The sequence below is a fragment of the Acidobacteriota bacterium genome (assembly GCA_040754075.1).
Taxonomy (GTDB): Bacteria; Acidobacteriota; Blastocatellia; order UBA7656; family UBA7656; genus JBFMDH01.
Map to the genome: position 1 here is coordinate 53,246 of JBFMDH010000001.1, position 23,031 is coordinate 76,276.

The 23,031-nt window shown below is 47.3% G+C and carries 13 protein-coding genes; 6 read left to right on the forward strand and 7 right to left on the reverse strand.

Annotated features, from left to right (window positions below; genetic code table 11):
* Positions 1-177: 177 nt before the first annotated feature.
* Complete coding sequence (locus tag AB1757_00220) at positions 178-5,313, reverse strand: ATP-binding protein (protein MEW6125457.1); 5,136 nt, start codon at positions 5,311-5,313, stop codon at positions 178-180.
* A 155-nt stretch (positions 5,314-5,468) separates the two neighbouring features.
* Here AB1757_00220 and AB1757_00225 point away from each other — a divergent pair, with 155 nt between their 5' ends.
* The 4 genes from AB1757_00225 (at position 5,469) to AB1757_00240 (ending at position 11,493) form a co-directional block, all read left to right on the forward strand.
* Positions 5,469-6,290, forward strand: coding sequence for a hypothetical protein (locus AB1757_00225; protein ID MEW6125458.1), 822 nt, complete (start codon positions 5,469-5,471; stop codon positions 6,288-6,290).
* A gap of 80 nt (positions 6,291-6,370) precedes the next feature.
* The gene (locus tag AB1757_00230) at positions 6,371-8,038 is read left to right on the forward strand and encodes an electron transfer flavoprotein-ubiquinone oxidoreductase (protein ID MEW6125459.1); all 1,668 of its coding nucleotides are present in this window, start codon (positions 6,371-6,373) and stop codon (positions 8,036-8,038) included.
* A 1,107-nt stretch (positions 8,039-9,145) separates the two neighbouring features.
* Positions 9,146-9,973, forward strand: a complete 828-nt coding sequence (locus AB1757_00235; protein MEW6125460.1) for a hypothetical protein — start codon at positions 9,146-9,148, stop codon at positions 9,971-9,973.
* Positions 9,970-11,493, forward strand: a complete 1,524-nt coding sequence (locus AB1757_00240; GenBank protein MEW6125461.1) for a hypothetical protein — start codon at positions 9,970-9,972, stop codon at positions 11,491-11,493. Before AB1757_00235 ends, AB1757_00240 begins: the two co-directional genes overlap by 4 nt.
* A 433-nt stretch (positions 11,494-11,926) precedes the next feature.
* Here AB1757_00240 and AB1757_00245 read toward each other — a convergent pair whose 3' ends face one another.
* A complete protein-coding gene (locus tag AB1757_00245) occupies positions 11,927-12,556 on the reverse strand; it encodes a sigma-70 family RNA polymerase sigma factor (GenBank protein ID MEW6125462.1) in 630 nt (209 codons plus the stop codon).
* 266 nt (positions 12,557-12,822) lie between these two features.
* Between AB1757_00245 and AB1757_00250 the strand changes: the two genes are divergently transcribed.
* On the forward strand, positions 12,823-14,784 hold the full coding sequence (locus tag AB1757_00250; protein ID MEW6125463.1) for a winged helix-turn-helix domain-containing protein: 1,962 nt from the start codon (positions 12,823-12,825) through the stop codon (positions 14,782-14,784).
* 87 nt (positions 14,785-14,871) lie between these two features.
* Here AB1757_00250 and AB1757_00255 read toward each other — a convergent pair whose 3' ends face one another.
* The 4 genes from AB1757_00255 to AB1757_00270 all read right to left on the reverse strand — a co-directional run bounded on the left by AB1757_00255 (position 14,872) and on the right by AB1757_00270 (position 19,331).
* Complete coding sequence (locus tag AB1757_00255; protein MEW6125464.1) at positions 14,872-15,966, reverse strand: HupE/UreJ family protein; 1,095 nt, start codon at positions 15,964-15,966, stop codon at positions 14,872-14,874.
* Between the two features lie 144 nt (positions 15,967-16,110).
* On the reverse strand, positions 16,111-17,586 hold the full coding sequence (locus AB1757_00260; GenBank protein ID MEW6125465.1) for a DUF4331 domain-containing protein: 1,476 nt from the start codon (positions 17,584-17,586) through the stop codon (positions 16,111-16,113).
* A 173-nt stretch (positions 17,587-17,759) separates the two neighbouring features.
* Entirely contained in the window at positions 17,760-19,064 is a 1,305-nt protein-coding gene (locus tag AB1757_00265) for a tetratricopeptide repeat protein (protein MEW6125466.1), read from the reverse strand.
* A 111-nt stretch (positions 19,065-19,175) separates the two neighbouring features.
* Positions 19,176-19,331 (reverse strand): hypothetical protein, encoded by a 156-nt coding sequence (locus tag AB1757_00270; GenBank protein MEW6125467.1) that lies wholly within the window; start codon positions 19,329-19,331, stop codon positions 19,176-19,178.
* 47 nt (positions 19,332-19,378) lie between these two features.
* On the opposite strand from AB1757_00270, the gene AB1757_00275 reads away from it, so the two are divergent.
* Entirely contained in the window at positions 19,379-20,902 is a 1,524-nt protein-coding gene (locus AB1757_00275) for a thioredoxin domain-containing protein (GenBank protein MEW6125468.1), read from the forward strand.
* Between the two features lie 49 nt (positions 20,903-20,951).
* Here the strand turns inward: AB1757_00275 and AB1757_00280 are convergent, their stop codons facing one another.
* A complete protein-coding gene (locus tag AB1757_00280) occupies positions 20,952-22,979 on the reverse strand; it encodes a tetratricopeptide repeat protein (GenBank protein ID MEW6125469.1) in 2,028 nt (675 codons plus the stop codon).
* Positions 22,980-23,031: the final 52 nt, after the last annotated feature.

Genomic DNA, 23,031 nt, shown 5'->3' on the forward strand with positions numbered 1-23,031 from the left:
ATCATAATCTCATCCAAATCGAATCACAACTTTGCTTAATAAGCATTTAGCGTAGGGAAGCAACCTCACAAAACCTGAGCAATGCTTATAAAAATTCCTGATTGAAAGCGTATCACAACCAATAACTAAAAAGTTGCAGAATAAAAATTAGGAGAACGGCTTGTTTAATCCACCCCCTCAAATAATTCTCCGTGAACGAATTAATTGTTCACGAAGGTAGTATGCTCCTGATGAAGCTGTTTCCACGATAGCATCAAGCAGCACAAAACAAGACTGATGCATAGCCCTTGATAGCGCCCCAGTTTCATCTACCTGTAAAAATCGCCGGATAGCTCCCTCTAGATAGTATGCAGTGTTCACCCCTGAAAACAATTGAGTCCCTGTAATTTCTGCCTGGTGTTTTGCTAGGATTTGAATGCCAGTCTCGAAGAAAATTTTAGGAAAGTGATACATAAGCGAAGCCATCGCCTCAAAGACATCAGCATTTTTTCCTGCATTATTTACAAATTCGAGAATTAATTCTTTTCCCAGAGCAATGTCTTGATTTTCATAATCTAATTTTTGCCATGGGGCATCAGCGCATAACATACCTCGAATTAATTTTCGACTGCCCTCTTGTCGTCCATAGTCAGAGCGATGCTGCACAGTTTCATTCGCAATAGTTTGAACTTTTTTAGAAAACTGGTTCCAAAACTCCCAGTACACTTCCTTCTTTTGAGACCTTTCTGTTATGAACGCGATATTCATCAGCAAATGGTCAATAAATTCAGGGGCAGTATCACAGCCTTCTCGCAATTGTTCGATAAATGACTGAATAACTGGTTCAGGTAGCTCAAGCAAATAACTGGCAAATCTATTTGTGAAAGGTATTCTCAATTCATAGTGAATGTGAATATCATCTTGGGCTCGGTCGGAATAGTGCTTTCTTAACGACGTTTCTGTAATAAAAAAGAGTGTGAGCATTCGAGACAACAGCACCACATGACTAGGTTCTATTGAACCATCTGGAATCATTAAAGAAGGATTCAATATGAACCACGGGCTATAAGAAAGGAAGTCTATTTTGTCTATACCATCTGTAGTAAGCGATAAGTCTCCGTTTGCAAGTTGCTCACGAAAACTATTTAGCCATACCCTCAAGTTGGCATCATAAGTTTCTCCATCGGTATCTGGCGAAAAGTACGCCTCTCTTCTTTGATGAGAATGTTCTACTTCTAATCGTGCATACTCAATTATTCCAAGAATGCATCTTTGGGCGAATTCAGGGTCTCTTTGCCAAAGATATTCTCTAATGCCATTTGCAATTGCTTGTCTGACCTTCTCATTCGCATGAGTAAGAGCAGTAGCTATGATTGTTTTGACCAAAAGTTTTTCTTCACCATCTTCAGTATGATCCAGCAAAATCGGTAATAGAGACGCGGCTACGGCTGCACCATCAAGATCAGTTTTGTCTGCTGCCACAAATTGATCTTGTGTATCTGCATTCGACACAACTGTCTGCAAAATAAATTTCACACACCAGTGTGCATCTTCCTCACTCATCTCATTTGAATGATCTCGCAGAAACACTGCTGCTGCCTTAACGATACCGCTATAGTGCATTCTTGCTAAATTATTCCCTGAACCATTCTCAAGTATTTCTAGAAGATTCTTCGCCTCTGTAAGCGCTTCATCCCAATTAACAAAATATTCTCTATCCAAAGCTTCGCGCCCAAAAATCTTTTCCGACCACAAATATAATTGGGAGAACCGGTTCATTAATGCTGTTTTTGCCTGTGTTTCTTGTTGTATCTCTTCTAAATCGGCTTCCAAGTTTTTTGGCTTAAAGGTAATCAGAGAATTCTCTTTATCTTCTTCTGCTTCCCATCCTCGACTATCAATTCGATGAAAACGAAATCGCCAAGCGTCTCCTTGTGGAGCTTTAGAGCGAAGCTCATCTATTACTGCAAACGCCTCCTGCCTCAAATCTAAAAATTGAAGACGGATAATTAAAGTTTCTAAATGTTCTCTTCGCCAAGGACGTAATGCTGCTTTGCGCCTTTCTTCCGCATAAAGATCGGCAAACGGGCGCTGAAATCCAGATGCAAACCAATTGATCTCATTGCCCCCACGCTCATGAACGATGCGTTCTATGTCCAAGTCATATAGCTCAGGCGTTCGTAAGAGCGGTAGTGCAGCTTTCCAAAGTTTATTTGGAAAACCTGTTGCTACAGAAACTAACACCGCTGTAGGCATTACCGAATTGCTGTTACGCAGGATGTAATCAAACAAATATTCCAAAATTTTTGGTGACTCGGAATACTCAGCGAGATTGATCAGATAGTTCTCCAATGCCATTAAAGCCGATTGGAGTAAATAAGGAAGCACAGAATGACCGCGATAACCTACCCACAAACGCCCTGAGCAATATTGTTTAACTGCTGTCTGGTCGTCTAGTTGAATTTCTATTTGCTTGGCGCTGACGTCCTCTTCTTTTATAAGCATCGGTGAGTAACGATTATGAGAATCCAAAGTAGAACGGGCGTATTTTTCTGCCGTAAGGTTAAGTAGTTGAATTATGAAATCTATTCCTTTCCGTGGGTGAAAACGTAAAAGGTGTTGAAACGGTCCTTTGGCTCCGCTCGCTGGAAAAAATTCATTTCTATAGAGATGGAGACCAAAATATTCTTCCACCCCTAAGTGCATCCCTCTCCAAGCTGTATCCTCGTTTTGAGATTCGGCAACTAACCATTCGTGAAAAGCAAATTTAATCAGGGTGTCAGGAATTTGTTTGCATAAAAAAACCGTTTCAATACTTTCTAACGCAACCTTACAAAATTCTTGAACATAGTGGGGGCGGCGTTGTTCATCGTTGGTTTTAAACACATCCGTATTTAGTAATTCGTTAAACTCGTTCTCTATAGCTGAAACAGTTCTGATAATAACTCTTATTACTTTCTTGCGATTGCCATCATCTCGATATGAATCTTTAAAATAATTAAGCAGGTAAAGTCCTAAAAGACCTGCTTCGCGGGCAATTGCTGGTAAATCCTCCTCAAGATGAATGGAAGAAGCCCATTCATCAAGTACCGCTATTATATGTGGCACTAATGATGTTGAAACGCTTTCTCTATTCTCAAATAGAAAGCGAATAACTGCATCCCACCCATGTCCAAATGGCTTGAGGAATAAGGTATCCAATACATTTTGTGCTTTATTGCTGCCTGACAACTGCTTGATTAAATCTTGATCGGGGGTTTTGCAGGATATACGAAGAATAAAACAGAATCGCTTTAAGAGTTCGCCTTCACTTTCTAAAAGCTGATCTCTTAGTTCTTCAAGAAAACTATCTGGAGTTTGACCCAATAGCACGGCAGAAATAGTTTCATCTTGCCAGTATCTTTGAATTTCATGACTTTTAAGGATGGCAAAAATGAGATCATTGACGTTGTCGCTATATTTCAATCTCTGATGTAGCCATAAACGGAATGCTCGATTTATAGCAGGTTCATCACCTATTGCATCAAGAAACTTAGCCATATTTCCAGAGGTTTGTTGGTAGGCGTGTTCAATATATCGTTCAAGCGCCCAGTCTTCCAGAACGTCATGCGCCGGACTAACTAATCCATTGGTCGCACGGCGTATTAAGTTATCTTCTTCAAGCTTTAGCAAGGTTTCGGAATCAAAATTTTCTTCGGGAACTCCATAAACCATTTGCTTTGCTCTTAATACGGCAACCTCAATAAAAACCTGTTTTCTTTTTAACGGCAGTCCTTCAGTTCGTATCTGTTCTCTTGCAATAATATTTCTCCAAACAGCTTCTCGGAATTCTTTTTCACCATCTCCACTTGAAAATTCTATTCCTGTCTCTGAGACTCTATATGCCAATTCTGCAATAAATGGATTCTTGAGTAATGGACTCAATGAGGAGTTCTCAGCAATTGTCTTTAGTGGCTCAATTTTTTCGCAAAGCTGCTGGACTTCATGATCATCGAAGTTATCAATTGTTATTGAAGAATGAGTGACGCCAGATGGTTGAAGAAAATTAAACATTACCTGTTGATACGCATAATCACGACCTGTCGCAATGATAGTCCAGCCTAGATGTTTATTGAGAAAATGAAGTAAATCAGTAAATGCCGTTGAATGCTCCAATTCAAGTAGTTTTTCAATAGACTCAATCAGTAAATATCTTTTGGGCATCAAAGCAAAACCAGCTTCAATATCTCCAATGGAGTTTTCCAAACCCATGGACGAAAACACATTATCAAGGTGAGCTTTATCAAGGTCTTCTGTACGAAGGCAAAATACTGGATTACGATCAGCCATATATTCGGAAAACTCTCGAACGACACTGGATTTCCCGCACCCACGCGCACCTGAAATAAATACAAATTTTGAGCTTTCGCTCGCCTCAAGCAACCGCGACAAAATCGCTGGTCTCTTAATGTGTACCCCGCCAATATCCATTCTGATGCCATCAATGATGTATTCCCCATGTTCTTTAATTCTTTTTAGATCAGATTCCCATTTCTGGTTTTTTCTTGTATCAAATAAATTACGGATGTCCTGTGGTAAGGTTTCTAAAGTAATGGTTCCTGCATTCTGATTGGCTGATTGGACAGCATCAAGAATTCTTGACCAAAGGGGTAGAGGATTTTCATGAGAATACTGAGCAATTAACGATTGGATAAGAGACAAAGTGTTTCCAGATTCTAAATCTAGGTCATATCCAAGTAAGTGAAAAGATTTCAAAAACTCCCAAAGCTGTTTATCCGAGATAGCAATGTTGCCATTTGCTTTATTCAAAAGTGACCTAAAAACTTTTAGCTTTGCTCTTTTGGGGTCACTACTGAAATAATCTGTATTTACTTTGTTCAGAAATTCTATTTCATCTTCAGAGTGTCTTGCCCATTCTAACAGCGGGCGCACATTGTTGATATCTGTAGAGCTTAAAGGTCCCGTGATAAGGGCTAAAACATCATTGGTTGCATTGAAAACATTTGAATCATTAAAGTCATTCCAAGCTGCTTGAATAACTGTACAAAAAGTTTCGTTTCCCTCATTGATACTAATGTCATGTTTTATTTGACCTAGCAACTTTGCTTCATTTTGTGTTTTAGAATCCTTCGTAAAGACAATAAAGTCGTCAGTATTAAAACCTGCATAACGACCTTGTAGTTTAAGCTTAGTAATTGACCAAGGTGGTAGGCCGGGTGACACTCGTCCTGTTAGCATTAAGACCGTAAACGCTGCTTGAATTCGCGTTTCAAAATTCGAGCCTCCGCCTCCGGTAGAAAACGGATTGCTTTGTTGTGTTGGTGAGTTGATCATTTCATTCCGACTTGTCATTTGCAGGTTGAGCGGATAATCTCAACGCTTTCCAAAGGCACGATTTTATTACTCGGTTCAGCGGTTGTTATAGGCAATTAGTCGGTTCGGCGTCAATCGGTTTTGTCTGAATTTGCGGTTGCATCATTATCACTTCAATGCGTTACGATACGGTCATTAAAAAGATATTTCAGGGATTGCCGCGAAAGCTTCTGCAAATTCTTACCGGAAGCGAAGCCGAAGCGTTACTCACGGTCGAGTATCCTTCCGTACAGATGCGGCGTCCCGATTTTGTCGCGCGACTGAGGGATGGGCGCATCCTCCATCTGGAATTTCAAAGTCATAATGATGCGGAAATGCGCTGGCGAATGCTGGAGTATTATTTGCTCATTCGCACACTGTTCGGGCAACCGCCATTTCAGGTAGTCATCTATTTGGGCAAAGAGTTGATGAATTTTTCGACAAGGGTCAGAGATAACCGGTTGTCATATCGCTATGATGCGATTGATGTACGCGAGATTGATAGCGAGGTGTTACTGGCAAGCGATTCGGTCGAGGATAACTTGCTCTCGATTCTTTGCCATAATGGCAGCAGCGTGCAAAGCATTCGCAAAATTCTCAGAAATGCAAAATCTCTGCCTGAGAAAAAGTTTTTGGATAATGTGGAGAAGTTGCTGATATTATCAGGACTGAGAAATGTCGAAGAAGTCGTCATCAGGGAGGTAAAACGAATGCCGGTGGCAATCGATTTAATGGAAAATAAAGTCATTCGCAAATATTTTGAACAAGGCGAACAATCAGGCATGCGTAAGGGGGTACAAAAAGGCGAAGCCGCGATGGTGCGTTATATGCTCGAAGCGCGTTTTGGTAAATTGCCGAATTGGGCAAAAGAAAAAATCGAAAGCGCAAATAAAACCACCCTGAAAAAATGGGGCGTGAGACTGTTGAAAGCCAAAACCCTCGAAGAAGTGTTGCTATAGAATTTGCCTGTGTATCAATGGATGGTCATAACTTTAAGTAGGTAATGTTCGGAGTGAAATTCTTGTCGAGTTGAAAGGTTATGGAGAGAGAAATATTGGAAATGGATGTTCTGCTCGTGGGAGCGGGACCGGCGAATTTATCCTGCGCTTTGCACCTCACCAATTTAATCGCAAAGCATAATGAAAATGCCAAACAAACGGGCGGCAAAAAACTCGATGAAATCAATATCGCGGTCATCGAAAAAGCCGCAGAAATCGGCGCGCATCAATTGTCGGGCGCGGTGCTTGACCCCATATCTTTGCGCGAACTGGTTCCCGATTTTGAAAAAGATGCGCCGCTTGAAGCGCCGGTAGGCAGTGAAAATGTCTACTTTCTCACCGAAAAAGGCAAAATTCCACTACCCATCCTGCCGCCGCCTCTACAAAATCATGGCAACTTCGTCATCTCGCTCAATAAATTCGCGCGCTGGCTCGGCGAAAAATGCGAAGCCGCCGGGGTCAACATCTTTCCGGAATTTCCCGGCTGGGAAATGCTCTACGAAGGTGACGCGGTCATCGGCGTGCGCACCGGCGATAAAGGCTTGGACAAGACCGGCAATCCCAAAGGCAATTTTGAACCCGGCGTTGACATCGTCGCCAAAGTCACCGTTTTAGGCGAAGGCGTGCGCGGTTCGCTCACCAAACAACTGGTGAGCCGTTTGAAACTCGATGCGGGCAATGACCCGCAGGTCTATTCTGTCGGCGTCAAAGAATTGTGGGAAGTGCCCGATGACCGCTTTCCCGCAGGCTCGGTGATTCACACAATGGGCTGGCCGCTCGATTCACACACCTTTGGCGGTTCTTGGGTGTACGGCATGAAAGACCGCATCATCAACATCGGTCTGGCAGTCGGACTCGATTACCGCGACCCGCGCATTGACCCGCATCACGAATTTCAAAAATTCAAAACTCATCCGTTGATTGCCGAACTTTTGAAAGATGGCAAGATGATTCGCTACGGCGCAAAAGCGATGCCGGTGGGCGGTTGGTACACCATACCGAAACTCACATCGGATGGGGTGATGATTGTTGGCGATTCGGGCGCGACCTTGAACGGCGAACGCTTGAAAGGCATTCACACGGCGATTAAGTCTGGCATGCTGGCGGCGGAAACGATTTTTGAGGCGCTCGTTGCCGATGATTATTCGGACAAGCTGTTAAGTAAATATGAAACGAATCTGAAATCGAGTTATATCGGCAAAGAGCTTTATAAATCGCGCAATTTCCATCAAGGATTCGATAAAGGTCGCAATATGGGGCTGTTCATTGCAGGGCTTTCGACGATTACCGGCGGGCGTTTTCCCGGTCGCATCGCGATTACTGCCGGTCATCAACACCTTGTGCAAATCAATGGCAAGCCGCAGGGCGACCGTTACAGCGATTTGAAATACGATGACAAACTGACGTTTGCCAAACTCACAGATGTTTATTATTCGAGCACCCAGCATCACGAAGACCAGCCCTGTCATTTGAAAGTTCTCGATACCAACATCTGCGTTGACCGCTGCACCAAAGAGTTCGGCAACCCCTGTCAAAATTTCTGTCCCGCGAGTGTCTATGAAATGACCGGCGATAATGATAGTCGCCGCTTGCAAATCAACTTTTCCAACTGTGTGCATTGCAAGACCTGCGACATTATGGATCCCTATCAAATCATCAACTGGGTGCCTCCCGAAGGCGGCGGCGGTCCCAATTATCGCAATATGTGAAGCGCCCATTTGCGGTTGATGAGAAATTTGAATTGCAAGCTCACCCGGCGCAGGCGGGATAAGCGAAACCCTGTCGTCGGGTAGCCTGCAATCTCTTTTGCCAATAGTCCACCATAGAGAAATCATCCCCGGTTGTCGTATTGATACGACAGCCTTGAGTGCATATTAATCCATCGTTTCGCCCGGTTTCATTTGCGCGCATTCAATGCCTGACAAATTTTCTCTCTGGTTTCCTGCCCGCATCGCTTTGAATGAGCCTCTGACTTTTTCATCACAATGCACCACCCGATAAATTCAACACTGGCAAACCGTCGCCAACGACTGCTGAAAAGCAGTCGTTGAAATGATTGATGAACAGTAGAAAATTTTTTGCATCGTTTTTTTTTGCTTTTGCGTCTTTGAGTGACAGGGTGAGGCAAAAGCGGATTTTGGAATTCATCTTTCTTGAATACGCTGAGCGCCTTCATTCCCGTCGCTTTTGTGTAGTGGGATATGAATAATTTCTTTGAACCGTTCTAACGCGCCGGTGAGAGCGTTGTGTGGGGATTACATTTCTTTCCCTTGACTTCAAGCGATTCTCTCATCTGAATGCCCTGTAAAAGCGGGCTGAAATAGAACGTTTATTCCTCATCACTGTTAGCGATAGCTTGATTGACAACATCTTCATTCCTCGAAGTGCACCCTTTCCACCATCCGGCTTCGCTAAATGAACGGCAAGCGACCGTCAAACCTGTTAACGACGCAAACCTCCCAGACTCGCGTCCTCACTTGGTATTTGTAGACTTTGTAAACGCTGCATGGAAGGGGCGATTACCGCTCAATGGGTCATACTGATAAACCCTCTATGCAAAATCGCAAAGTTATCAGGAGATAAAGGCGATAAGAATTCATGGCGCTGCTTTCATTTGAAAGCGGTTTAACGGTGACGTGTCTTTATTTTCAGAACATTCGGGTTCGCCTTCATAACGAGAATCATTATGAAGCTTGCTGATTGCAGCAACCGCACATTGGGCAGAATATGAGTAGACCCGCAGTAAGAAACTCATAACTCATAGCTTGCCTGTCACAAAAAACCTTAACCGATCCACTTTAATCAAGGAGGAAATTATGTCTGTTACCTTAGAGATAGAAGATGGAAATCCCTGGTATCTGAGTCCCAATGTTTGGGTCGTGCCTGGCGATGACCCCGAAGGCCCGCCCGGACTTCCCATCGTTGGTATCAATGCTTACCTATGGGCAAGGGTACGCAATACCGGCAATACCAAAGTAGAAAATGCCACCGTGAGGTATTACTGGGCTAACCCCTCTGTAGGTTTTGATCGCACCACGGCAAATGCCATCGGCACATCCTTTGTGACCCTGGACCCCGGACAAACCGGTGATGTTCTCTGCTTGACTCCCTGGACGCCGGTTTATGTGAATCAAGGACATGAATGCATTCTCGCCGAAGCCTTTCACCCGACAGCAGACCCTTTGCCTGCCGTTGCCGCCTTTAATGTGCCGACGGATCGTCATGTGGCGCAGCGCAATTTGTCTGTGGTGATGGCATCGGCGAAAGGCTTTCACTTCGCGTTTGAAATTCATAACCCTGGTCGCAAGGAAAAGGTGTTTGCCATCAATGCCACCCAAGGAAAAATCGAAAGCCTGAGAAAGCTGCTCCCCTTGCTCGGACGCAATTTCAAACTGCCAGCCAAACAGGGCAAAGTCACCCGGCTGGGATTTGTTTCAGCCATGTGTCCTGACCTTGAAGAAGGCGGTCAAAGATCGCCCAGAATCAAAAGCCTGAAGGTGAAGCCCAATGGCAGAGCAGGCTACAGCTTGGTCGGTACGCTGGACGGCGGCGCGGCGCTCATCCATGTCGAGCAACTCGAACAGGAGCGCGTGGTCGGCGGCCTCAGTCTGCTGATTATTCACACGAAGGAGGAAAGAAAATGAGCATGATTACCGTTCCCAATCGTCCATTTTCCACTGACCGAATCACCGGATTGATGCTGCCCGATGGCATTTTTGAATCGACTTTGGGCAAGCAGAGAATCAACGCCCAGTTCAAAAATGTCGGAGCCAGCACGGTCAATAATACACAAATCTATATTGAAAGCGTCTCCCATCCGGGTATTGTTTTTACCCCTACAACCTATCTTTTAAACACGCTCACCAGTGGTGCCGTGCGGGTATTTTCCTGGGAAGCTGATTTCAGCGCCGTGCCGCCCGGCGTGCATTACATCAGTTTCATTTCTGAAAATGCTGCCGGTCGCAATCGCACCATCAAGAAGATTTTCGTCACTCGTGTGACCTTCGACCCCGCTACCAAAACCTTCAGCGCGCAAACTCCTGAAGGTGTCATCGAAGTGCAGTTTGAGGATTTAGTTGGACCGAAAACGGCTCCCTGTTGTTGCAAACGTCACCGCAAGCCGCCCAATCGCGAACGTAATTTCCTCAGCGTGCTCAGCGCGTTCACCGATCATCGTGACGATTTTGAATTTTGCCTGCCGGGGTATCTGCCTCACCGGTTCCGGGTTGGCGTTTCGCCCAACCCACCTTTCGCTGGGCAATACGGCGACCTGCCGTTTGAAGACCCCTGGTGGAAAATTATCCTTTGCATCATTGCGGCATTGCTGCTGATTGCGGCGGCGATAGCTGAAGCCGTCGATGGCAGCGGTGAAATTACGGTGTCCGGTGGTAGCAGTGACGGAGACAGCGGCGGCGATTGTTGTGGGGTTCGAGGTGAAGGCAGTGGAACCAGTTATGTGGCTGCCGGATTGACTGCGGCGGCGGCGGCGGTTGCCACGGCGGCGGCGCTTAGCGATGCCCGCGACCCGTTCAGACGCGGACAGGATAACACCCTGCCTGCGGCTGGAGAGGTGACGACGGCTGAGTTACTCGAAGCGACGATTTCCTACCCCGAGCCGGTGGCGCTTGGCAGACCCTTTGCCGCTCATGCCAAGTGGGAATATACGCGGGTGACCACAGGCGCAAGCTACAATTATTCAGTCAGCGAAACCAACAACAATATTCACACCCTGTCGCGTTACCAGATCACGGCTCCCGATGTGGTTCGCCTCTACAAGCGCGAGCTGTTCATCGTGCGCGCGGAATTTTTTGATGAAGAGGACAGACCGTTGCGCGGCGGCGATCTCTTCGTTCAATGTTTTCTTGTAGGTCCACAGGGGCAATTCCGCAGCTTTGGTTTGCAAGATGATGGAATCAATCCGGATGATAAACCATCGGATGGCATCTACACCGGCGTCTACCTGTTTTCACGCGAAAAAGATCCGCGTGGACTCTGGAAATATTTTGTCATTGCGCAAGACATCAATACTGCTCAACCCAACATGACGCCGGAAGAAGCGGCGCAGATTATCGGTGGAATGGTGGTTACACACCAACTCACCATCTCCTTTACCGGAGGCGAATGTCCACTGGTTCCCGACGGAGATGTCAATGTCATCGGATAACTAACACTCCTGTAGGTATGCGTCGATTGTGAGCAGCAAAAATCAAGAGTATCAGTCAGCAAGGGTTTATTGGCTGATACTCTTGATTTACAAATTCATTGCGGTTAGAACTGCTTACAACTAACGTTACTTTGAAACTGTTGAATAATCGGTTTTTGGCAGCGCTTAATCAACTCGCGCGGTTACAGACCGCTTCCTTTTTGCAAGCTGTTCCAAGTGAAAAAAGTTACGGTTGACTGAGCGGCGCGGTCGTGAAATTTACGTGATACCGCGCAGTGACAATTTGGTCTGCGCGGTATTTTGATAACTCGATTTCAGCAGGCAAATCATAACTCTCAGTCGCCTGCGGCATTTTGCAAAGCGCCAAGCGAAATGAATCCGTACTCTTCGACCACCAGATTTTCAAATGCTTCTTCTCTGCATCATCACACTCTCAAACCATTAACGGCTGCAAAGCGTCGCGCAGTTTAGCCATTGCCAATCGTGTGCGCGTCTTGACGGTGCCTATTGCAATGCCTAATTGCAGAGCGATTTCGCTTTGCGTCATCCCCGCGTAATAAGCCATCTCAATCACTTCCCGCTGGTCGGGAGAGAGCGTCTCTAGCGCCGAACGCACGAACCCTTGCAACTCGGAAATGGCGGTTGCGGTTTCAGGATTTTCTGTCGTGAGGTATTCATTGGCGGCGGCTTCCGTCAACTCATCGTGAAGCACATAGTGCTTATCGGCGCGCAAACGGTCAATGGCGCGCGAACGCGCTATGGTGATGAGCCAACTGGTGGGTCCGCCGCGTTTGGCTTCGTAACGCGCCGCCTGCCGCCAAACCTGTGTGTAAACGTCAAACAACACTTCTTCGGCACTATCCCGATTTCCCAATATCCTGAGCACCAGACCAAAGATTAACCGATTGGTCATCTGGTAGAATTTTGCAATCGCTGACTGGTCGCCGTTTGCGATTCGTTGAATCAATTCTGCCAGTTTATAATCGCGTTCACGAAACTCGTTTTCCCATTTTTCGCTGGCGGTTTCACTGCCCGGTTCAATCATCGTGGCAGCAGGTGGCATAAATTTTTTACCTCCGGTGTTCAAAAACGCCTGTTGCATCAGGCGCAAGCCCTGTGTGAAATTGACGGGAGAGCGTAGCCTAACCTCTCCATAAAAGTCTTAAAGGATTGCCAAAAAAAAACCAAAAGTCTGCCAAAATTCGTAGCTACAAAGGTAATCGACGCATTTCAATGGACTAAAGCTCGATTTGCCCTGGGCGGGTTATTCATTACAATGTAAGCGTAGTGGTCAATCGAAAGCGGAGTTGGGGAAAACGTAGGACAAAAATGAGCCAAAGAGTCAGACGTCTTTATGAATTTGGCGATTTTCGCTTAGACCTTGCTGAACGCGCACTGCTGCGACAGGGCGAAGCCGTTGCCCTCACGCCAAAAGTTTTCGACCTGCTGACTCTGCTTGTAGAAAATCGCGGGCGATTGATGGAAAAAGACGAGCTGCTCAAGACGCTTTGGCCCAATAGTTTTATCGAAGAGGCGAATCTCAATGTTAATGTTTCCGCATTACGCAGAGCTTTGGGCGAAAGACCCAATGCGCCGCAATATATTGAAACCGTCGCCAAACGCGGCTATCGCTTCGTCGCCACCGTCAAAGAGGTTGTCGCCACTGAGCAACCCGTAGAAATTTCTTCCACGTCGGTTATTGAAAAATTCCCGCCTGCGGCAATCGTCGAAAATCCAGAAACTCTGCAACCTCCGGTGATTGACAGACCGCTTGAGGTTGGGGTTCGCGCCTCAAAAAAAACATTTCCCTTGCATCCCCAGAGTTGGTTACTCATCGGTGTCGCCACTTTGATTATGGGCAGCGCCATATATCTGATTTGGCGAACAACATCCGGTGATGAAGCTTCAGAGGTTGCGCGGATTCGCACGATTGCTGTATTGCCCTTTAAATCCTCAAACGCCAGTGACAGCGATAACGCTTTGGGGTTGGGGATGGCAGATGCCTTGATTAACCGTTTGAGTAACATCCAACAACTCAGCGTTCGCCCGACCAGCACTATACAAAAATACGTAGACCTGAACTTTGATTCGCTAACCGCCGGTCGTGAAATCGGGGTGGATGGACTTTTAGAAGGATTGATTCAACGTGAAGATAACAGAATCCGCATCACCGTCAAATTGATGCGTGTTCAGGATGGAAAAGTTCTATGGTGGGATAAGTATGATGACTATTTTACCAACCTTTTCGCCTTGCAAGATTCGATTTCTGAAAAGATGGCTGAACGCTTATCGCTCAAATTGACCGGCGAAGAGCAGAAGCTGTTGACCAAACGGCATACTGAAAACACCCAAGCCTATGAACTTTATGTTCAAGGTCAGTTCTATGCCACGAAACTCACAGAAGATGGCGCGCACAAGGCTGTACAGTATTTCAAAGAAGCGATTGCCAAAGACCCTGCCTATGTCTTGCCACACGCAGGTTTGGCAGGCGTTTATCTGACGCTTGCCAGTTTCAATTCAAGCGCCGAGTGGCGGAAAAAAGCCGAAGAAGAAGCCAAACACACAGTGAGCATGGATGATCAGGTAGCCGATGCCTACGGCGCGCTGGGACTCGTGAGTATGCATGCCAACTGGGATTGGGAGGATGCCGAAAAATCCTTTCGGCGGGCAATTGAAATTAATCCCAACCACGCCATGACGCGACTCTACCATTCAACTCTGCTCACAGCCTTGGGCAGGCACGAAGAGGCAATCAAAGAGATGGAAATCGCCCGGCAATTAGACCCCGTTTCGATTGTCATCAACCGTGACCTCGCCTGGACGTATTACTGCGCCCGCCGGTATGACCTGTCAATTGAGCAATGCCGGAAAGTGATTGAAATGGAGCCAAGGGATGTTTTCAGCCATCGCCAGTTGGGAAAAACCTATATGATGCAGGCGAAATATGACGATGCCATCAGAGAGTTGAAACGCAGTATTGAACTTTACTATGGGCGTGACGGCGTTTCGGCAGAACTTTGTCAGGTATATGCGCTTGCAGGCAATCGCGAGCAGGCAGAAAAGATGGTTGCAGAACTGACCAACTCAACTACGGCAGCGCCGCTCTCTTCATATCGCAAGGCGCTGCTTTATATCAGTCTGGGAGACCTGAACGTGGCTTTTGACTGGTTTGAAAAAGCTATTGCGGACAAGGAACCGGCGATGGTTTACTTCAAAGCCGAGCCGCAACTTGACGCTTTGCATAGCGACCACCGCTACCTGGCTTTACTGCGTCGCCTCAAATTTTCCTGAGCATTTTCCTTCACCATAATTGCCTTGCGGATTCAAGCCGAGCAGATTGATTTTGTTGAGGCGCGGTCTATGCCTCGTTGAGTTTGCTTAAAAAAACGTTCGCTCAATCAACCAGAACCCTCCGAGAATTGCCAGCAATAAAGAAGCTGCCGGGACATAGCGCAAAGTGAAGACCGGCTGTTTTCTGAGTTTCCAAATCAGGGGCAAGACCACGACCGCAATCGCTACCTGTCCGATTTCGACGCCGAGATTGAATGAAAGCAATGGCAAAAAAGCGGATGTTTTATTCGCGGCAATTCCCAACTCGCTGAGAACCGACGCGAAACCGAAACCGTGTATCAATCCGAAGCCGAAGGTTAAAAGCCAGCGCCCGTTCACCTCTTTACGAAAAAGATTTTCAATCCCGACATAAATAATCGAAGCCGCAATCAGCGGTTCAACCAGGTTTGCGGAGAAACGCACAACACCGAATGTCGCCAGTGCCAAGGTGAGGGAATGCGCAACGGTAAATGAGGTGATGATTTTCGCAGCCTGACGGAAACTTGTACCAACAACCAACAGCGCAAAAAGAAAAGCCAGATGATCGTAGCCCGTCAGAATATGGTCAATGCCGAGCCGGAAAAAATCTGAGAAGGATTGCAATTTGATTGCCGTGAGAACCAGTGCAAGGTTGACCGTCAAGACGTGATTCCCGGCAGTGAGCATTTTTTCAGCAATGACCTTGCCGTCGATATTGGTGATGGCGAGATATTGACGATGCCCGCGCGGCAACTGATTGAGAAGTGGCGATTGCACGGCAATTTGCGGAACCGATTTATACGAAAACTGCAAAACAAAATTCACCGCATTGCTTTCGTCGTAATTAATTTCGACCTCCTGCAACCTGGCGCGACCTTCATTTACTAAAATTTCAAAACCTTCTCGGATAATCGTTTCCAGTTTGGGGCGCGCCGCTTGAAATTCCGCATCGGTGATTTGCCCATCCTGATTGGTATCGAGTGTCGTGAAGGTTTCAATATCACTACGCGAAAATGCCAGATGCGTAACGATATGGTCGCTTCCCAGTTTTACATTTGCGGCGCTAAGCCCAGGGTCGTGCGCTTCGGCGACGTTGGCAAAAAACATGATTGCCGGGAACGCCACCAGAACGATGAAAAATTCTTTCAGCGTTTGATATTGCATTAACCAATCCTTCGAGTAATTAAGTCTGCGTTGATGATAGAGATGAAGGTGAGTTGAGAAAGGGAACGAGATGAAAAGGTGAACCGGAAAAAATCCGAGGTTCACCTTTTCATCTCTTCACCACTTCATCTGATTCGCGGTCAATCAGTGTTGGTGATTGCGTCCGTTTTGCGGCGTGGATTCATACGGGAAGACTTTGTTGAATGCCATATCATTTGCGTCCACGCCGTCGCCCGCTGTGCGAATCACTAAATTCGCAGGATTGCGCAGGTCGCTGATGACAGCCGATACGGCAATATCAACTACGTCATCGCCAAAGCGTCTGCCGTTAGGCCAACCGCCAGGCACCACGCCGTTGCCGAAACCTTGTTGCACACGGCTAACCAGCGTGTCGCCGCCGAAGATGCTGAGGCGTGAAAAGCCCGTATCATCGGGGTTGGTCGGATGGTTGGTGCCGCCGCCCGCCAACCGGCAGGGAGCCGTCGACAGATCAACTTTAATCAGGTCGGGAATGTAAATGCCGGCAATATCTGTGCGATTAGTTTCAACCGCGACCGTCGTGCCGTTGAAAATCAAGGCATTGATCAGTCTGGCGAGTTCGGGGCTTGATGCATATTTGGCAAAAATTTCTTTGTCTCGCACGGGGCTGGTGCGACTGTACAAATCTTTATCGCTGATGGCAATCAAGCCTTCGTTGAACAGCGGATTGCCCTGACGCGCCACCTGCACAAATTGCCCCTTGTTTTTATCTGTGCCGTCTTCGCGCAAAATGCGATTGGTGCGACGACTGGTCGTCGCATAAACCCCGGCAATCTGCATATCACCGCCGAGTTCGTTCATTGGAATTGCCAGAGAAAGCAAGTGCAAATTAAAGCCTCCCTGTGAATCGCGTCCGGGGTTGCGAAGTTTCAATAGATCAAAGATGGATTGGACGTCTGCATAGAATCCGTCATCGCGTTGTCCGGCAAATGAAATGTAACCTTTGTTCAAAGTGATAATCGATTGTCTGGTGTAGCGGTCAAGTTGGGTTTCGGTTGCCACCCCGTCTTTGGCGGGATTTTCGCCATTGTCGCCTTGATTATAAAACGGCGTCGCGTTGCCTTGATTGTTGGGCGGAACAATGCCTGAGCCTAATACTTCACTTCTGCCTGTGCGACGATCAACTTTGGTGACGGTGTAGGTTTGTGTGAGGTTTTGCGCGCCATCATCCACATTTTGAATGACGCCGAGATAAGATTGCAAAATCGTGTTGGCGGCTTTGAAGCGGGTTTCAAATTGAAATTGATAGCTGATAGTGGCGCGTCCGGCTGCTACATCATTGCCGAGCGCGACGTGAATTTCATATAACACATTGTCATCAAAGTTATATTTATTGGGACCGATACCGGGTTCCTGATGTGGGTAAACGCCCAAGGCGGTGACCAGAACTTTGACGCCGTTTTCTTCCTGCACAAAGGCGTAAACATCCGTAGTGTTTGCCGCAGGGTCAAGAGTAATGAGCGGCGCATCCATATGCGAAGATGCAAATGCCGAACTGATAAATACCGAGTTGGCGGTTAAACACAGCAAAGCGATTGCCGTGATGCGTTGAATAAGTTTTAAGGTTTTTGGAATAGACATAATTTAGTGTTCTCCTGAAATTTATCCTTAGTGGTATATCTCCCGTTTTTTTGAGCTTCTTCGCGCCGGGTGATGTCGCAGTGAAGAAGGTTAATCCGACCACACCTCACCCGTTTCGCCGCAAAGCGATTGAGCGTTTGAGGAAAGTGACGGAATGGTTAGCTGATAAGCAATCAGGCTGGGAGTTGGCTGAGCGATGCCTCTAAACGTTTTTGCTCGGAAGGTAAAAGCATCTGCTTGATTTTTTGTGCCTGGTGAAACCAACGACGCGCCGCGCGATGTTCACCGAGCGTTGCCGAAATCACCCCCGCATGAAAAAACAGCCTCGCGTCTTTGGTGCCTTGGGCGATTGCCCGCCGCATCAATCGGTGGGCTTCTTCCCAGCGACCGGCGTTGGCAAACGACCAGGCGAGCGCGTCAAGCGTAAACACATCACGGCGCTCTTTCAGTTCAGCTTGTGCCAAAGCCAGGGCTTTGTCGGATTGCAGATTGCGGGTTGCCAGAAACAGGGCAAAGGTTCGCGGGTCGTTTGTCGCGCCCTGCTCACACAGTGCCGTTTCAATGACTTCGGCTTCTTGCGCGCGGTTGGCGCTGCGTAGCGCATCGGCAAGCGTCCACTGATATTCCGGCAACGGATTTAATCCGGTCGCGCGCTTGAGAGACTCAATGGCTTCAGAGAGCTTACCTGCATTGAGCAGCGCGCGACCTTTCGCAAGATACGCCGGGGCAAAATCCTCTTTGAACGCCAGCGCCCGCAAACCGGCTGCCAGAGCCAGTTTCGTGTCACCTGCCTGTAATTCGTATAATGCCAAGCGGGTGTGCGCCCAGGCCGCCGCTTCGGGATTTCCCTGAACGCTCGATTGGGCGGCAAGCGCCATCATGTCAATTGCCCCGTCGAGGTCGCCTCTCAGCCAGCGAACATGCGCGGCGCGACTGTAGGCTTCGGGGCTGGGTTTTAAATCCATCATCTTTTGATAGGCAGGGATCGCTTCATCGAGTTTGCCCTGTTCCATTAAGGCATCCCCAAGCAAGGCAAAATCGAAATGCAATTCGCGGCGGGCAGTTAAGTTTCGCGCCAGTGATTCGGCTTCACGAAAGCGATGCAGACTGTTCAAGGCATGACCGCGTAAGAGCAGCGCGTCAGGATTATCCGGTTGTTTTGCTTCAATATAAAGCGCGCAGGTTTCCGCCAGTTTGTAATAACCCATATCGAAACTCTGCCGGGCTTTTTCAATAAATGCCCAACCGAGCTTTTCGATGTTGCGAACCGGTTCACTTTCGTTGTGAGGGGTTGGCTGACGTAGGATTTGTTGCAGGCGAATAATTTTTTCATCAATCGCCGTTGTGCCCTCGTGCGGCGCTAAAATCGTCGCCAACTTCTCTGAGGTATTGGGCAGTAATTGTCGGTCTTGAGCCTGGTGACAGGCGATTAAACACAGACTGCCGAAAAAAATCATAATGCCAAAGGCTCGCTGCATGAATGTCACTCCCTCAGATTCAAATGTTGGAAAAGCCGCAATTTTACGGGCTTTTCACCTTCAGTGTTTTTATCTCTCGGTCGAATGTACGGGAGCCTTTGAAAATCGGTTTCACGGATAGCTGAACCACTCGCGACCTGGTTGAGCGGTCACTGCCATCAAGGCTTTGATGGATTTTGCCGCCAATCGCATCCGCTTATTCGCTGATTCCGGCAGGTTGATACCGAGCAGTTTGCACTTGTCAATTTGCTGCAATAATTGAGACACTAAAACATTCCAAGAAGGAAATGATTCGTTACTACCGGGAGATTTCAATGAAAAAGTTGTCCTTAATGTTACTGTCGTTGTTGATGTGTGGGAATTTGGCGATTGCCGCTATGCCATCATGGGCATCACAAACTCCATCTGCGGCTCAACGACCACCTGCGCCAGCTGTCGAATGCGCTTGCGAAGTCAAAGGCTTGCCGGAAGTCTATGGCACCGTCAACGGTGTGAAAATCACTGCCAAAGATGTTGATGATCCGATCAAAGACAAAATCCAGCAATTGCAGGCATCGGTTATCGAAGCGCGCAAACAGCAAATCAACAATATGGTTGATGCCAAATTGATCGAAGCCGAAGCCAAAAAACGCAATCTGCCTGCCGCTAAACTCATTGATCTGGAAATCACCTCGAAGGTAAAAGAGCCAACCGAAAGCGAAGCCTCGGCTTTTTACGAGCAGAATAAAGACCGTTTGCAGGGAAGCTACGCGCAATTGCACGATGAGATTCTGGCTTACCTGCGCGCCCAACGTCATGACATCGAAGGGAAACGTTATACCACCAGGCTGCGCGCCGCTTCGCAGGTTAAAGTTTTAAATTCCATCGCCACTCAACCGAAAGACGAGGCTGACCGCGCCCGCGTCGTGGCAACCATCGGCGCAGAAAATATCACCCTCGGCGATGCCGATAGAGCGCTGCGTCCGTTAATTTTTGAGTATCAGGAAAAGGTGCTTGAACTCAGAAAAGCGCAGTTCGATGTCATCATCAACGATTTGCTGCTCGGACAGGAAGCCCAGAAACGCAAAATCACCGACAAACAGTTGTTTGAAGCCGAAGTCGTTGCCAAATCGAAAAAGCCTACCGAAGAAGAAGCTAAAAAATTTTATGATGAAAATACCGCGCAGATTCCCGGCACCTTTGCCGAAACCAAAGACCAGATTCTCAAATACCTGCAACAACAGGAATACCAGAAAGCCGAAGACGAACTGGTAAAACTCATTCGCAAAGACGCGCAAATCCAGGTGTTTTTAACCGACCCCGACCCGCCGGTTTATGAAATCGCCATCGATGACCAACCCACCAAAGGCAGCGCGAGCGCCACTGTGACGATTGTCGAATTCACCGATTTTCAGTGTCCGAGTTGTGGCAAGACCGCGCCGGTTCTCGATGAAATCGTCAAAGAGTACGGCGATAAAGTGAAACTGGTGGTGCGCGATTTCCCGCTCACCCAGATTCACGCCTATGCTTTGAAAGCCGCCGAAGCCGCCGAAGCCGCGCGCGAACAGGGCAAATACTGGGAATACGCCGAACTGCTGTTTAAAAATCAGGAAAAACTCGACGCTCAAAGTCTGCTGGCTTATGCCAATCAGGTGGGACTCGATATTAAAAAATTTCAAGAGGCGATCACTTCCGGTAAATACCTCGAAAAAGTGCAACGCGATGTCGAAGACGGCTACAAATTCGGGGTCACCGGAACCCCGACGTTGTTCGTTAACGGTAAACGCGTGAAGGATAAATCGAAAGAGACTTTGAAAGCCGCAATCGATGCGGCGCTTAGAACCACTGCGGCAAAATAATCGAGTTGAAATGACGAATGAAATAGGGGAGTGGTCTTTAGCCACTCCCTTATTTTTTATCGGGAACGGCGATTGCGCCAACCGGTTTTGCCGATGGGTCAAGCCCGGCTGCCTGTTGCTCTTGCAGCAGCTTGTCGTACTTTTCCAAATCCTGCTTGATTAAAGGAATTTCCGGCGCAGTCGGGGCTTTTTGCATGTAGTAATTCAAAGTGTCTATGCCTTTTTGTAAATCGCCGCGCAGCGCATAGGTGTAGCCTAAGAATTTATATATATCGATAAAATCCGGTTGTAAATTGCGCGCGCGTTCCAGCAAGCGTAAGGCATCATCAAAAGCGCCTTCTTTGTAAAAGGTCGCGCCCATATGAAACAACGCGATGGGCAAATCCGGTTCAATCTGTAGCGCCTGATTAAAATACAAACGGGCGCGGGTGTAATTTTTCAAATCCGTGTCATAGCTGTAGGCGTGACCGAGCGTATCCCATAACGATGCCAACCGATCATCCAGTTTCAACCCCTGTTCACAAAGCGCAATGGCTCTGACAACATGGGCGCGGTCGCGGTTGGCTTCATACATTTGCAGATGCGCGGCAGCCAGATTGGAAAGCACCACCGGGTTTGAAGGCTTCAATTCCACATAGCGTTCAAGGTTATCAATGACCTTTTGCCATTGATTGTATTTGATGTATTGATGACCGAGAATAAAACTTGCCATCGGTTGGTCGGAAGCGACTGCGACGCTGTGTTCCCAGAGGGTTAAATCATTCTTCCAGGCGAGATTTTGCGCAAAGGTTTTTCCGGTAAAGAGCAAAGCGATTAATCCCACCATTGCCGCCTGTGCCTTGCGCCGGTTGCCCACGGCTAGCCATTGCTCAATGGGAATATTGACCAGCAGCATAGCGATAAGCAGTGAAAAGCCAAGCGACGGAATGTAAACATAGCGCTCCTGAATGAGAAAATTTTCGTCGAAGGCGCTGAGGTTTAACACCGGCAACAGGTGTATGAAAAACCACAGAATCGCAAAACGCGCCGCAATCGAATGGCGCAATTGCCATAATCCGAAAGCCAGCGCCAACAGCAATAACACCGGCACATAAAAACGATAACTGAGCACGCTTTTCACCATGATGGTCTGGTGAAAAATCGATAAATTCATCGGGAAAAACAGCAATCCCAGGTATTTGGTGATTGCCAGCGGAATCGTCAACAACACCCATTCAATCGGATAGATTCTGAAATTTTCATCGCTCAGGACAAAGCCCAACGCTTTGTAACGCATTTCAAAATAGCCCACCATCAGCAGCGCAAACAGGATGCTGTAAAGCGCAATCGGTTTCAGTTTTTCTTTAAAAGATTTTTCCTGATTGATGATGAACATTTCATAAGCGGCGATAAAAACCGGCATCGCCACTGCCGGTTCTTTGGCAAATGCCGCCAGCAAAAACAGTCCCAATGACCCATTCAGATATTTGATTTGCCGGTTTTCGCGGTAGCGGATGTACAGGTAAAACGAAGGCAGCAGAAACAGCGCCAGAAACAGGTCGGTCGAGCCGCTAATCCAGGCTACGGATTCGCTGCGCAACGGATGCACGGCAAACAGTAGTGTGGCAATCCCTGTCACCCGCAAATCGTTGGTGATTTTTTCCAGTATTAAAAAAGCGAAATAGACGCCAATCAAATGCATCAGGATATTGAGCAGGTGCCAGCCGAACGGTTGATCGCCAAACAGATGCCAGCCAATCATCAGGTAAACCGTGAAGACCGGACGATAATAGGGGGTTGTCGGCTCCACCTGTTTATTGGGGTCTTTTTGCGGGTCGGCACGCCAGAACCACACCTCTTTGGTCAACGCATCCGGCAAATTTGTGAAGCTGCGAATCAAAGGGTTTTGCAGAATCTGCGTGGTATCGTCGTAAGCAAATCCATTAAACAGCGTGTTGGAAAAAGCCAGAAAGGTGATTGCCAGAATGCCGTACAATACGACTTTACGCGACAGCGTAAAACTCAGGTCAGCCTTGCTCGGTTTGTTCACTTCAAGCGTGGCTACCGTGGCTTTCGGGGTGCGATTTTTTCTGCCCATTTTTAGTCCTGTATTGAATTAAAATTGATGAATAAATCCCGATGTTTTTTTG